The organism is Allomuricauda sp. NFXS6 (genome assembly GCF_040148835.1).
Taxonomy (GTDB): domain Bacteria; phylum Bacteroidota; class Bacteroidia; order Flavobacteriales; family Flavobacteriaceae; genus Flagellimonas.
In genome coordinates, this window is the sequence record NZ_JAGEMG010000008.1 from 158,094 (window position 1) to 172,061 (window position 13,968).

Below are 13,968 nucleotides of genomic sequence, written 5' to 3' on the forward strand. Positions count from 1 at the left end.
AAAAGTACTAAAAACTTAATTAAATATTTTAAGTTTGGGCTTGCCAAAGTAAAAAGTCTTCGTATATTTGCGCCCAGAATTTTTTAGGGAAAACAAATTTCCCGACATCAAAATCCATAAAACAGTTCGGAAATGAAAAGAACGTATCAACCATCCAAAAGGAAGAGAAGAAACAAGCATGGTTTTAGGGAGCGCATGGCGACTGCCAATGGTAGAAAAGTTCTTGCGAGAAGAAGAGCCAAGGGAAGAAAGAGATTAACTGTTTCCTCTGAGCCAAGACATAAAAAATAATGATAGTATTTATTATTTAAATTAAAGGTGTTACTTTTCCAGTAACACCTTTTTTTTGACATATAAGCAGATAACGAGAAACCCCTAAAGAAAATGCCCAAAAGAAAAGATTTAAATTCCATTTTGATTATTGGTTCTGGCCCGATCATTATCGGTCAGGCATGTGAGTTCGATTATTCTGGTTCCCAAGCGCTTCGTTCCCTACGGGAAGATGGTATCGAAACCATTTTGATAAACAGCAATCCCGCTACCATTATGACGGACCCCACCATGGCGGACCACGTTTATCTAAAACCATTGACGACGAAGTCAATCGTAGAAATACTTAAAAAACATCCAAATATTGATGCGGTATTGCCAACTATGGGCGGACAAACCGCATTGAACCTTTGTATCGAGGCCGATGACAAAGGTATTTGGGAAGATTTTGGAGTAAAAATCATAGGGGTGGATATCGACGCCATCAACATTACCGAAGACCGTGAAAAGTTTAGGGAGTTGATGCTCAAAATTGGTATAGGAATGCCTCCACAGGCCTCTGCAACATCCTTCCTAAAAGGAAAGGAAATTGCCCAGGAATTCGGGTTTCCGTTGGTGATTCGAGCCTCCTTTACGCTTGGTGGGGCAGGAGCGGCCATCGTACACGATCCAGCAGAGTTCGACGATATGTTGAGCTATGGCCTGGAGGTGTCCCCAATTCACGAGGTAATGATCGATAAGGCCTTAATGGGCTGGAAAGAATACGAACTGGAGCTGCTACGTGACAAAAATGACAACGTGGTCATCATCTGTACCATAGAGAATATGGATCCCATGGGCATCCATACAGGGGACTCCATTACCGTGGCACCTGCGATGACCTTGTCCGACAGAACGTTCCAACGGATGCGGGATATGGCTATCCACATGATGCGCAGTATAGGGGACTTCGCCGGTGGATGTAATGTACAGTTTGCTGTGAGCCCAGATGAGAAAGAGGATATTATCGCAATCGAAATCAACCCAAGGGTATCTAGGTCGTCCGCTTTGGCATCCAAAGCAACGGGATATCCGATTGCAAAAATTGCTGCCAAATTGGCCATTGGCTACACTTTGGATGAGTTGGACAACCAAATTACCCAATCTACTTCAGCCCTGTTTGAGCCAACTTTGGATTATGTAATCGTAAAAATACCACGATGGAACTTTGATAAGTTCGAAGGTTCCGACAGAACACTGGGCCTTCAGATGAAGTCTGTAGGAGAGGTGATGGGCATTGGACGATCGTTCCAAGAAGCCCTGCACAAGGCCACACAGTCCCTCGAAATCAAACGAAATGGATTGGGTGCCGATGGCAAGGGGTACAAGGATTACGAAACCATCATTGATAAATTAAGAGTGCCGAGTTGGGACAGGGTATTTGTAATCTACGATGCCATTCAACTGGGAATTCCATTAAAACGTATCCAGGAAATCACCAAGATAGATATGTGGTTCCTGAAACAATACGAGGAATTGCACTTCTTGGAAATGGAAATATCAAAATACACCATAGAAAGCTTGCCAAAGGCATTGTTGCTGGAAGCGAAGCAAAAAGGTTTCGCCGACAGACAAATTGCCCATATGTTGGATTGTTGGGAAAGCGAGGTGCACAGCAAGCGTATGGATTTGAGCATCAACCGCGTCTATAAGTTGGTGGATACCTGTGCTGCTGAGTTTAAAGCAGTGACTCCATATTACTATTCCACGTTTGAAGAAGAAATAGAAACCGCTGACGGTGAGCGCTACGTAGCCAACGATAGTGTGGTTACGGATAAGAAAAAAGTAGTGGTGCTAGGTTCTGGACCTAACCGAATTGGTCAAGGAATCGAGTTCGATTATTGTTGTGTGCACGGTGTTTTGGCCGCAGCGGAATGTGGTTATGAAACCATTATGATCAACTGTAACCCAGAAACCGTTTCCACAGATTTTGATACGGCGGACAAATTATATTTTGAGCCCGTGTTCTGGGAACATATTTACGATATCATTCTTCACGAAAAACCAGAAGGTGTCATTGTACAATTGGGAGGGCAAACTGCATTGAAGCTTGCCGAAAAGCTGGACAAATATGGCATCAATATTATTGGGACAAGCTTTAAGTCCTTGGACTTGGCCGAGGATAGAGGAAGTTTCTCCACATTATTGAAAGATAACGACATTCCTTACCCAAGATTCGGAGTGGCTGAAACCGCAGATGAAGCTCTGGATTTGGCAGAGGATTTAAAATTCCCATTGTTGGTAAGACCATCTTATGTGTTGGGTGGACAGGGGATGAAAATCGTGATCAACAAAGAAGAACTGGAAGCCCACGTGGTGGATTTGTTGCGTAAAATACCGAACAACAAACTATTACTAGATCACTACTTGGACGGGGCCATTGAAGCAGAGGCCGATGCCATTTGCGATGGTGAGGACGTTTATATTATCGGCATCATGGAGCATATTGAGCCTTGTGGAATCCACTCAGGTGACTCCAACGCTACGCTTCCGCCGTTTAACCTCGGTGAATTCGTGATGCAACAAATTAAAGACCACACCAAAAAGATTGCTTTGGCACTCAATACCGTAGGTTTGATTAACATTCAATTTGCGGTTAAGGATGATATTGTTTACATCATCGAGGCCAACCCAAGGGCCTCTCGTACGGTTCCCTTTATTGCCAAGGCTTATGGCGAACCTTATGTCAACTATGCCACCAAAGTAATGTTGGGCGATAAAAAAGTCAAGGATTTTGACTTTAAGCCACATTTGGATGGTTATGCAATTAAGCAACCAGTGTTCTCGTTCAACAAGTTCCCTAACGTGAATAAAAACTTGGGGCCTGAAATGAAGAGTACCGGGGAGAGTATCCTCTTCATAGATAGTTTAAAGGACGATGAGTTCTACAACTTGTACGCAAGACGAAAAATGTACTTGAGTAAGTAGATAGTATAACAAATCAGGTTATTTAACCCTTAATATGGCAATATGTCAGTTCGAGTGATTTTTATTTGAAAAAATCGTATCGAGAACCACAGCATCAAGTTAAGGCTCTATTCTCGATACAAAATTCCTTAAGAATTTTACTCGAATTGACAATTAAAGAGAACAAGCACATAAACCTTTAAAGCGGTCTGCTAATCAATCAGTTCAAAAGATTCGGCAATCGTTTTAAAGGTTTTTTTATGCTCTATCTTTTTGTCCTTTAAGGTCCATGCCATGATCATATAAACGTTATCCTCACCTTCAACAAAGGTCAAAAAATAGGAGATTTCATTATCCATACCATTAACAATTGCGTCCAGTTCCACTGTTTCTGCATCTAGCCCATTGATTCTTAGGGATTGTGGTTCTGATTTGTTGTTGATTTCAGTAGTCCTGGAAAGTATTTGCAGTCTGGCATCTCGGTAATTTTGCAGCACAGAGAGTTCATCATCATATTGTTCCAAGACCCGATAAACCTCTTCAAAATCGGCTTTGGGTTCATCAATCACAAGTAAATAAGCTTCCTTGAGCAAACTTTGGTATTGTAGGGAGGCTTCCTCGTTCAGACCCGTAGTCCCCGTCATAAATTTAGGAAGGTCCAATCGGTAATTCCCATCAATAGAAATGGTATGGTAAGAGTTCGCTCCTAAAGTGGAATCATCTTTTTTGCTTTTGGAATTGATACAAGATGTAGTGGACAAAAGCAGCAGAAAAATGATAGCAGGAATACGATTTTTCATAAAGAAACGATTGTATTTCTATAACATCTAAGATAAAATATTAATAATTGGTATGCACACATCCTTAAACTTTCTCTTGAAAATTGATTTTTGACCCAAATTCGTCATTGCCTGAAAATTCAAGTTTATGATAAATGGATTTTTAAATGGGCTCTACGAATTTTTCATCAATAAAAATAGCCCGTAAATCGATTTTAACCATAATTAACAGGTACTATTTGTCGGAGAAGTTTAGGTGATTTAGCTTTGTGCTCCAAATGAAAAAGGCATTTGCAAAATATTGGATTCCCCTCTGTATCCTATTGCTGGGAGGATTCATCAATTTATACACCGATTCGCAACAAACTTCGGTTGCGGATGATGCCTGTTATTTTCAAAATGTAGAAAACCAACATTCCTCCGCTACATTCAATGCGCTGCAATTAGGAATTGAGAAAAGGCATTGTACAGAAATCGACCTTGAAGAACAAGAAGAGCGAGAGGAAGAAGCAACATCACATAGTTTATCTTTGGAGCAAGGCAGTTGCTTGACTACCAATTTATTTGCAGCCTCCTGGGGGCAATTGTTTTTGGAATCTAACACGAACAAAGAACTTTCCGTGGCCAAGTCTGCCTCGTCCATAAGGAAGCACGTTAGGTTTCAGGTATTCCGAATTTAGGATTTACTTTTTAGCGAAGACGCCACTGCGCTTTGCAACAATCCGCAACCCTTTGGGTAACAATCAATAACCAAGGGCAGGTCTCTTTATGTGGATGCTGACTTCCCTTGACCTATTTCTAAACATTTTTTAAATAATAAAACTATGAGGAGATTTTCCATCTTCATCGGCTTGTTTGTGGCATTCTGCTATACAAGTTGCGAATCCAAAAAACACGAAAATAAGGAAGAAACCAAATTTCTCGTGTCCAGTCCTATCCAAATGGACACATCAATCACAAAAGACTACGTATGTCAAATACATTCTACTAGACATATAGAGCTTAGGGCTTTGGAAAAAGGCTACCTACAACATATTTATGTGGATGAAGGGCAGCATGTAAAAAAAGGACAGCGAATGTTCCATATTATGCCCAATGTTTACCAAGCCGACCTGCAAAAGGCAAAGGCCGAAGCCGAAGTGGCCGAAATTGAATATAAAAACACCAAATTACTGGCAGACGGCAACGTTGTTTCAGCCAATGAGCTGGCCATGGCCAAAGCAGAATTGGATAGGGCCAAAGCAGAGGTTAGTCTGGCGGAAACCCATTTGGGCTTTACAGACATCCGAGCCCCTTTCGATGGCATAATGGATCATCTCGAAGTTAGGGAAGGAAGTCTTTTGGATGAAGGAGAACTACTGACCAAACTCTCCGACAACTCTAAAATGTGGGTGTATTTTAATGTGCCCGAAGCAGAGTATCTCGATTACATTACAAGTGCGAAAAGAAATGAAAAACAAGCAGTAGAGCTTTTAATGGCCAATAACAAAAGGTTCAATCAGCCAGGTATAGTGGAGACCATCGAGGGAGAGTTTAACCACGAAACGGGGAACATTGCCTTTAGGGCAACCTTTCCCAACCCTGATGGTATTTTGAGACATGGCGAAACAGGAAGCATTTTAATGAAGGTGCCGTTGGATAAAGCGATGCTTATTCCCCAAAAGGCCACTTTTGAAGTGTTGGACAAAAAGTTTGTTTTTGTAATTGATCAAAACGATACCGTACAACAACGGGAAATAGTTGTAGGAGCTGAGCTGCCACACCTCTTTGTGGTAGAAAAAGGACTTTCACTGAACGATAAAGTACTGCTGGAAGGTATCCGAATGGTACGGAGCGGAGAAAAGATTCAGTACGAATTCGAAAAACCCGAATCCGTACTGTCTCACCTAGAGTTGTATTCTGAGTAACAATCCTATAATCTTTAAAAATGTTTAAAAAATTTATACACAGACCTGTATTGGCCATTGTGATTTCGGTCATAATAGTGTTTACGGGATTGTTGGCCATAAAACAACTGCCTATTTCGCAGTTCCCGCAAATCGCACCGACCACGGTCAATATTTTTATTGCTTACCCAGGTTCAAGTGCCGATGTATTGGTAAATTCTACCCTAATTCCTTTGGAAACTTCCATTAACGGGGTGCAAGGGATGCGGTATATCGCTTCTGATGCAACTAGTGCTGGGGAAGGAACTTTGAGGGTAATCTTTGAACCAGGCACCGACCCCAACCAAGCCGTGGTGCGGGTAAAAACACGTGTAGACCAAGTAATGCCGTTATTGCCTGAACTGGTACAGCGCGAAGGGGTAATCATAACCCCGGTGCAGCCCAGTATGTTAATGTATGTGAACCTGTACAGTGATGCCAAGGACAATGATGAAAAATTCCTGTACAACTACGCATACACTAAAATGATTCCTGAAATCCAGCGGATAAATGGTATAGCGAGTGCTAAAATTCTAGGTAGCCGTAAGTTCGCCATGCGGGTCTGGCTGAAACCAGATCGTATGCGAGCCTATAATATTTCTGCAGAAGAAGTACTGAAGGCCATGGAAGAACAAAGTATTCTGGCCAGGCCTGGACGTTTGGGTAGAAGTTCCGGTAAAAAAGCACAATCGTTGGAATATGTTTTGGTTTATCAAAACAGGTACAATGAACCTCAACAATACAAGGATATCATTGTTAAAGCCAACGAAGAAGGAGAGATTTTAAAATTAGGCGACGTCGCCGATGTGGAACTCGGAAGTGAGTTCTTTGATATTTATTCCAACTTGGACGGAAAACCATCGGCATCCATAGTATTAAAACAGACTTTCGGAAGTAACGGTAGCGATGTCATTAAATCGGTAAAAGAAAAACTAGCGGAGCTGGAAACTGAAATGCCACCAGGCATCGATTATAAGATCAGTTATGACGTATCCAACTTCTTGGACGCATCCATAGATCAAGTACTGCACACCCTCCGTGATGCCTTTATTTTAGTGGCCATTGTGGTATTCCTGTTCTTGGGTGATTGGCGTTCTACTTTAATTCCGATCATTGCCGTGCCCGTATCGCTGATAGGAGCATTCTTTGTAATGCAACTTTTTGGGCTGTCCATTAACTTGATTACACTTTTTGCCCTCGTATTGGCTATCGGTATTGTGGTAGACAACGCCATTGTAGTAGTGGAGGCCGTCCATGTAAAAATGGAAGAAGAAAATCTTACACCCTATAAAGCATCTTACGAAGTACTGGGTGAAATTGGTGGAGCTATTGTTGCCATTACCTTGGTAATGACCTCTGTTTTTATCCCTATTTCTTTTATGACAGGACCCGTGGGGGTTTTCTATAGACAGTTTTCCATCACCATGGCAGGCTCTATTGTAATATCTGCCATAGTGGCCCTTACCTTAACGCCGGTTCTATGTGCCATGATGTTGAAAAACACCCATGGTAAAACAAAACGGAAATCACCCGTAAACCGATTTATAGATTGGTTTAATGGCAGGTTTGAGAAACTTACGGGACGCTATGTTGGGGTGTTGAACAAGATTGTAAACCGAAGAGTGGTCACTTTTGGTGTATTACTGGCTTTCTGTGCCGGTATTTTCTTTACCAACCAAGTATTACCAGCCGGATTTATCCCCAATGAAGACCAAGGGATGATATATGCCATCATCCAGACCCCTCCAGGTGCTACTTTGGAGAGAACCAATGAGGTAGCCAGAAAACTCCAAGCCATTTGTGAGGAGACCGAAGGTGTTGAATCCGTTTCCTCCTTGGCAGGTTATGAGATTATGACGGAAGGCCGAGGCTCCAATGCGGGAACTTGTCTTATTAACTTAAAACCATGGTCAGAACGGGAACATTCCGTTCATGAGATTATGGAGGAGCTGGAAGAAGAGACCAAAGACCTTGGAGCTGTAATCGAATACTTTGAGCCACCGGCGGTTCCAGGTTTCGGTTCGTCAGGTGGTTTCGCCATGCGTTTGTTGGACAAGACCAATAGCACGGATTATCATGAGTTCGAAAGGATCAACAACGATTTTATGGATGCCTTGCGCGAACGTAAGGAATTGGCAGGCTTATTTACCTTTTATGCCGCCAATTATCCACAGTATGAGCTGAAGATCAATAATAAAGCGGCCATGCAGAAAGGTGTTTCCATAGGAAAAGCCATGGAAAATTTGAACATTCTTATCGGTAGTACCTACGAACAAGGGTTTATCCGTTTTGGCCGATTCTTTAAAGTGTATACCCAAGCAGCCCCTGAGTATCGCGGTATGCCGTCCGATTTGGAAAAACTCTTTGTGAAAAATGAAGAAGGGGAGATGGTACCCTACTCATCTTTTATGACCATGGAGAAACGCCTCGGGCCAAATGAGGTAACCCGCTACAATTTGTACAACTCTGCTGCTATTCGCGGATTGCCTGCCAAAGGATATACCAGTGGAGATGCCATTGACGCTATAAAAGAGGTGGCAGAACAAAAATTACCAAGGGGGTATGATATTGCATGGGAAGGTCTCTCTTACGATGAAGCGCAACGTGGAAACGAGTCCATATATATTTTCATCGTAGTGCTCATATTCGTGTATTTGGTATTGGCTGCCCAATACGAGAGTTTCTTGCTTCCATTGGCCGTGATTCTATCACTTCCGGTCGGGGTATTTGGTTCATTCTTCCTGTTGAAGTTAATGGGATTGTCCAACGATGTGTATGCCCAAATTGGTATGATCATGTTGGTAGGGCTCTTAGGTAAGAATGCAGTATTGATTGTGGAATTTGCCGTCCAGAAACACCGACAGGGTGCTACGATACTCGAAGCTGCTATTGAAGGTTCCAAGCAACGTTTTAGGCCAATTTTGATGACATCTTTTGCCTTTATTGCTGGTTTAATTCCCTTGGTAGTGGCCACAGGTGCAGGAGCCATAGGTAATCGAACCATTGGTGGTTCAGCCTTGGGAGGTATGCTTATCGGTACCATTTTTGGGGTCTTGTTGATTCCAGGCCTTTACTATGTATTTGCTAAAATGGCAGATGGTAAGAGTCTTATTAAAGATGAGCATGATGAACCGATTTCTGAAGAGTTCTTCAAGAATAATGACAACGAGAGCAAATTGCGAACTCGTTTAAAAGAAGTGAATAAACTTTTGAAAAAAATGACCACAAGAAATGGAAAGAATAACAAAAACGGTGACCAAAATGAAGCATAGAAAATCACTTTTAGTTGTAATGATAGCAATGATGGCCCTTTATTCTTGTGTGCCCACTCGTGAGGTTAGGGACGAGAATGTAGCGGTCCCCGAGAATTATCAGAATCAATCCACCGATACCGTAAATACAGGATTGGTGGAATGGAGAAGATTTTTCAAGGACCCCAATCTTATTGTGCTGATTGATTCTGCTTTGGTAAAAAACCAAGAGTTGAACATTATGTTGCAGCAAGTGGATATGGCCCAAAACAGGATTCAGGCCAAGAAAGGGGAGTACTTACCTTTTGTAAACCTTCAGGCAGGTGCCGAAGTGGAAAAAGTTGGTGAATATACCCGTAATGGAGCTGTGGAAAAAAACCTCGTGGTGAAGGAAGACGAAGAGTTCCCCGAACCCCTGACCAATTATATGGTCGGAGCCTTCGCCTCTTGGGAGCTGGATGTATGGAAGAAGCTCCGTAATGAGAAAAAAGCAGCGGTCTACGAATACCTTTCCAGCGTTGAGGGCAAAAACTTTATGGTGACCAATCTGGTGGCGGAGATTGCCGATTCGTACTACGAATTAATGGCCTTGGACAATCAAATGGCCATCATAGACCAAAACTTGGAGATTCAGCAGAATGCGTTGCGCATGGTGAAACTACAAAAGCAGGCTGCCCGTGCCACGGAATTGGCCGTTAAGCGTTTTCAGGCGGAAGTTTTGAAAAACCAAAGCCATAAATATGAAATTCAGCAGGAAATCGTGGAAGCGGAGAATCGATTGAATTTTTTGATTGGTCGATCCCCACAGCATATACAAAGGGAGTCCGATAATTTTATTGATATGTCCATTGATACCATTAACGCTGGAATACCTTCGCAATTATTGGAGAATCGGCCCGATGTGCGAAGTGCCGAGTTTGAATTGGCAGCAGCCAAATTGGATACCAAAGCAGCGAGGGCCAATTTTTACCCACAGTTTACAATTAAAGCGGGATTAGGTCTGGAGGCTTTTGATACAAAATACCTCACCACAACACCAGAATCCGTATTGTATTCGGCGATTGGGGATATGGTAGCGCCTTTGATTAACAGAAATGCAATCAAAGCTCAGTACAAGAATGCTACGGCCCGACAGTTGCAGGCGGTGTACGAATATGAGAAGTCTATTTTGAATGCCTATATAGAGGTGGCCAACCAGTTGTCCAACATTGATAACTTAAAAAAGAGCTATGAATTAAAGGATGGTCAAGTACAGGCCCTAACGGAATCCATAGACCTCTCTACACGATTGTTCCAATCCGCTAGGGTAGAATATATTGAAGTGCTTTTGGCGCAACGTGAGGCCTTGGAATCCCGTATGGAATTGGTAGAAACCAAAAAGGATCAGTTATTGGCCCAGGTAAATATGTACCGCGCCTTGGGCGGTGGCTGGAATTAATGTCCCAAATCAATAGTTTTACCTACTGTCTTGGCTATTGATTTACCCAAAATGAAGCCCGGTTTACATTTGTAAATCGGGCTTCTGATTTCTAGGTGAGGATGAATTTATTCCATCATGGTTGAATCAGGAGCCTGACTAGGCAACGGTAATTCGGTAACGGGTGCATCCCAGACCGCTTTCCATTCATCACCTATTTTTTCCCAGAGCACCATATAGTTCCCTTTATCTTCCATTGCTGGAATTGGTGAGGTTTCATTAGGGGAAAATGTAAGCGTGTATTTCCCGTATTCTGTGGCCAAGTCACCACTTGCTTTCACTTCTTGAGTGTTGAGGTTAAACTCCCATTTTCCAAATCGAATGTTCTGTTTCCACGTGGCTTTATAGTTTTCCACTCCAACAACAGCGGGTTGGTTGGGCATAAATTGGATACAGTCATCGGCAAAATGTACAGCAGCGGAGTCAATCATCCCCTTGGCATAAAACGCTTCAATCTTTTCGTTTTTTTCTTCAATGATTTTTTGAATTTGGGCAGAATATTCTTCTCCTGATTTTGGTTCAGGAGTGGGCTGTTCGCAACTTGCAACAAAAAGAATAATCAGTAAACCTGAAAGGATTGGTACAGATTGATTTTTCATAAGGATATAGTTATTGAGTTATTTACAAACAATGAATTTTGTTGGGGAACTATATCTAACCGTTGTACATTTTTATCCAAAAAAGGTTCTCGATACGATTTCTCTTTTCACAAAATCACTCGAACTGACATCTACAACTAAGTTTTATGTTCAAAATGCGCAAAGGGCATTTCATTTTTATTCAACGACCAAGGACGATGCAATTTCCCTATACAACTTCCACTCGCCGTTCGCGGTCTTCTTCATAATCACCAAAAAAGTATCCTCCATTTCGTGTACTATCCCGTTTTCATCGGTATAGTAAACCGAACTTACCCCAAAATCATAGGCCATGGTATCGGATAGTATCACGGTTTCCTTAGGGTTCATTTTTATGCTATCGTAACGGAATTTGTTTCCGTGCTGTTCCTTCAGTTTTCGATAGGCGATCCAATCCTCGCTGCCGGGACCAATCGAAATCAAGTCTTTGGTTACAAATTTCCCCAAATCTCCATAGCGTTGTTCTTTTACCGTCTGCTGAAACGATTTTCGCATCTGTTCAATTTTTGCCAATTCGGCTTCCACATTAATTTCATTGGTCTGTACAGGCTTCACGACCACCTTGTCCTGTTTTTCTCCGCAGGATATCAAGGTCAAAACGAAAAAAAGCACTATTGCGTTTTTCATTGTTGTTGGGTTTACTCGTCTCCTTTGTATTTGTCAAACCAAGCCAATACGCTTGCAATTTTGGCAATCAAGTTGCTGGGTTTGTTCGCGATTCCGTGTGAAGCACCGGGAATACGTACCATAGCAGTTTCCACGTTCTCCAATTTCAATGCCGCATAGAACTGTTCTGATTCGGCAATCGGGGTACGGTAATCTTCTTCACCTGTTAAAAGCATGGTAGGCGTTGTTACATTACCCACGTAGGTGAGTGGGGAACGTCGCATATAATTTTCTGGATCCTCCCAAGGCTTTTTCCCGAACCAATATTTGGAAAAGAACTGCACACCATCGGCATAGAGCACAAAACTGGTCCAGTTGATAACGGGCTTGGCCACTACAGCAGCCTTGAAACGGTCGGTTTTTCCCACGATCCACGCGGTAAGGACACCACCACCGGAGCCACCTGTTACAAATAAATTGTCCTCATCCACATAGCCTTTTTTCAAAAGCGCATCTACGCCGGACATCAAATCCTCGTAATCGTGGTTGGGATAATCATGGTGTATCAGGTTTCCAAATTCTTCACCATAGCTGGTACTTCCACGAGGATTGGTGTAGAGCACCACATAGCCTTCGGCAGCGTAGGCTTGAATCTCGGCAGAATATACTTCGCCGTAACTGGTAAAAGGACCCCCGTGTATCTCAAGAATCATTGGGTATTTTTTGGATGGGTCAAAATCAGGGGGCGTAACCACCCAGCCTTGAATTTTTCGTTGGTCATAGGAGGATTCCCACCACATTTCTTCGACCTTGCCCAATTTTTTGAAGGAGAACAGGTCATCGTTTACTCCAGTCAAACGTTTTGAACTTTTTGTATCTGCTGCACCCAAATCCGAAGGGTGACTGGTATCGCCCATCGTGTATGCGAATTTGTTGTTGTCAGAGGCAGAAAAACTGGCTGCATTGTAAGGTCTTCCCAAAGATAGACCTCCCAAACCATCAGTAATTTCATCCACTTTTCCCGATAGGCTGATTGAACCCAATTTACCCATTCCTTGGTCCGTGTAGCTAATAAACAATCCATTGCCCTTGCTGTTCCAAGCCATATCTTCCACATCACGGTCAAAATCACCAGAAATTAATTTAGAATCTGTTCCATCAGAATTCATTACATACAATTGGGTAAGTTGATACCCTTGTAAGCGGTCATCATATCCCAAATAGGCAATTTTGGAACCATCGGGAGACAATACTGGGTTTCCATCAGGACCGTAGCGGTCGGTAATCGGGGTGGTTTCCCCAGTGTTTACATTGATGGAGTAAATTTCACTATCGGCAGGTTCCTGCTCTTCATCTTTGTGAAAGTTGGCACTAAAATATAGATGCCTATTGTCCTTGGCCCAAATCGGACTTCCGTGGTCAAATTCAGAAAAAGTCAATTGTTTTGGGGTACCTCCGCTGATGGGCAAGGTGAATAATTGTGAATTGCCACCCTTGTAGTAACCTGCACCATCGCCACGGTAGTTCATTTTGTCAATATACTTGGGTGGTTCGTTCCATTTGGCCCCTTCCGGCTTTCCGGGCATTTTTATGATGGACTCATTGGCTTCGGGCACAAACATCGAAAAGGCCAGGTGCTTGTCATCATAGGACCACGAAACGGAACCGGGAGACTGCGGTGTATTGGTCAATGCCATGGTTTCCTTGGTATCCAACCACATGAGGTACAGCTTCATTTTATCATCGGCCATATTGGACTTGAAAACGATTTTTGTTCCATCGTGCGACCATTTGGGGGCATAGTCGTTTTGGTTTCCAGTAGTTAGTGGACGATTATTGGAACCATCAAAATTTACAATCCAAAGATTGGATAGATTGCGGTCGGTCATTACATCCTTAAAATTCCGAACGTAGATGATTTTAGAACCATCCGGAGAAATTTGAGGGTCGGAAACATATTCCATATTGAAGATGTCCAACAGTTCCAAATTGGTTTGTACTTGGCCAAACCCTAAAGGGTTTATGGCAACAAAAAGCAATAGTGTGCCGAGTAATTTTTTCATGAGGTTGGTATTT

The 13,968-nt window shown here is 42.5% G+C and carries 10 protein-coding genes; 6 read left to right on the forward strand and 4 right to left on the reverse strand.

The window, feature by feature from the left end; all coding sequences use genetic code 11:
• Nucleotides 1-132: 132 nt before the first annotated feature.
• Both rpmH and carB read left to right on the forward strand, forming a co-directional pair.
• Entirely contained in the window at nucleotides 133-291 is a 159-nt protein-coding gene (gene rpmH, locus J4E06_RS13040; RefSeq protein ID WP_072882462.1) for a 50S ribosomal protein L34, read from the forward strand.
• A 93-nt stretch (nucleotides 292-384) separates the two neighbouring features.
• Entirely contained in the window at nucleotides 385-3,237 is a 2,853-nt protein-coding gene (gene carB, locus J4E06_RS13045) for a carbamoyl-phosphate synthase large subunit (protein WP_349524383.1), read from the forward strand.
• Nucleotides 3,238-3,428: 191 nt separating this feature from the next.
• Here carB and J4E06_RS13050 read toward each other — a convergent pair whose 3' ends face one another.
• Nucleotides 3,429-4,016, reverse strand: a complete 588-nt coding sequence (locus J4E06_RS13050; protein ID WP_349524384.1) for a hypothetical protein — start codon at nucleotides 4,014-4,016, stop codon at nucleotides 3,429-3,431.
• A gap of 257 nt (nucleotides 4,017-4,273) precedes the next feature.
• Here J4E06_RS13050 and J4E06_RS13055 point away from each other — a divergent pair, with 257 nt between their 5' ends.
• From J4E06_RS13055 to J4E06_RS13070, 4 genes are all read left to right on the forward strand, one after another.
• A complete protein-coding gene (locus J4E06_RS13055; protein WP_349524385.1) occupies nucleotides 4,274-4,675 on the forward strand; it encodes a hypothetical protein in 402 nt (133 codons plus the stop codon).
• 144 nt (nucleotides 4,676-4,819) lie between these two features.
• A complete protein-coding gene (locus J4E06_RS13060) occupies nucleotides 4,820-5,902 on the forward strand; it encodes an efflux RND transporter periplasmic adaptor subunit (protein WP_349524386.1) in 1,083 nt (360 codons plus the stop codon).
• A gap of 20 nt (nucleotides 5,903-5,922) precedes the next feature.
• Complete coding sequence (locus J4E06_RS13065) at nucleotides 5,923-9,192, forward strand: efflux RND transporter permease subunit (protein ID WP_349524387.1); 3,270 nt, start codon at nucleotides 5,923-5,925, stop codon at nucleotides 9,190-9,192.
• A complete protein-coding gene (locus tag J4E06_RS13070) occupies nucleotides 9,152-10,609 on the forward strand; it encodes a TolC family protein (RefSeq protein ID WP_349524388.1) in 1,458 nt (485 codons plus the stop codon). The genes J4E06_RS13065 and J4E06_RS13070 overlap by 41 nt, the downstream gene beginning before the upstream one ends.
• A 107-nt stretch (nucleotides 10,610-10,716) precedes the next feature.
• Here the strand turns inward: J4E06_RS13070 and J4E06_RS13075 are convergent, their stop codons facing one another.
• The 3 genes from J4E06_RS13075 to J4E06_RS13085 all read right to left on the reverse strand — a co-directional run bounded on the left by J4E06_RS13075 (nucleotide 10,717) and on the right by J4E06_RS13085 (nucleotide 13,955).
• Complete coding sequence (locus tag J4E06_RS13075) at nucleotides 10,717-11,247, reverse strand: YybH family protein (protein WP_349524389.1); 531 nt, start codon at nucleotides 11,245-11,247, stop codon at nucleotides 10,717-10,719.
• A 177-nt stretch (nucleotides 11,248-11,424) separates the two neighbouring features.
• Nucleotides 11,425-11,913: a YybH family protein gene (locus J4E06_RS13080; RefSeq protein ID WP_349524390.1), complete on the reverse strand. Its 489-nt coding sequence runs from the start codon at nucleotides 11,911-11,913 to the stop codon at nucleotides 11,425-11,427.
• 11 nt (nucleotides 11,914-11,924) lie between these two features.
• Nucleotides 11,925-13,955, reverse strand: a complete 2,031-nt coding sequence (locus tag J4E06_RS13085; protein WP_349524391.1) for a S9 family peptidase — start codon at nucleotides 13,953-13,955, stop codon at nucleotides 11,925-11,927.
• Nucleotides 13,956-13,968 lie beyond the last annotated feature (13 nt).

Bases quoted from the DNA above. Each gene is read 5' to 3' on its own strand.
- rpmH (WP_072882462.1), top strand. From the start codon at position 133: ATGAAAAGAACGTATCAACCATCCAAAAGGAAGAGAAGAAACAAGCAT.
- carB (WP_349524383.1), top strand. From the start codon at position 385: ATGCCCAAAAGAAAAGATTTAAATTCCATTTTGATTATTGGTTCTGGC.
- J4E06_RS13050 (WP_349524384.1), bottom strand. From the start codon at position 4,016: ATGAAAAATCGTATTCCTGCTATCATTTTTCTGCTGCTTTTGTCCACT.
- J4E06_RS13055 (WP_349524385.1), top strand. From the start codon at position 4,274: ATGAAAAAGGCATTTGCAAAATATTGGATTCCCCTCTGTATCCTATTG.
- J4E06_RS13060 (WP_349524386.1), top strand. From the start codon at position 4,820: ATGAGGAGATTTTCCATCTTCATCGGCTTGTTTGTGGCATTCTGCTAT.
- J4E06_RS13065 (WP_349524387.1), top strand. From the start codon at position 5,923: ATGTTTAAAAAATTTATACACAGACCTGTATTGGCCATTGTGATTTCG.
- J4E06_RS13070 (WP_349524388.1), top strand. From the start codon at position 9,152: ATGGAAAGAATAACAAAAACGGTGACCAAAATGAAGCATAGAAAATCA.
- J4E06_RS13075 (WP_349524389.1), bottom strand. From the start codon at position 11,247: ATGAAAAATCAATCTGTACCAATCCTTTCAGGTTTACTGATTATTCTT.
- J4E06_RS13080 (WP_349524390.1), bottom strand. From the start codon at position 11,913: ATGAAAAACGCAATAGTGCTTTTTTTCGTTTTGACCTTGATATCCTGC.
- J4E06_RS13085 (WP_349524391.1), bottom strand. From the start codon at position 13,955: ATGAAAAAATTACTCGGCACACTATTGCTTTTTGTTGCCATAAACCCT.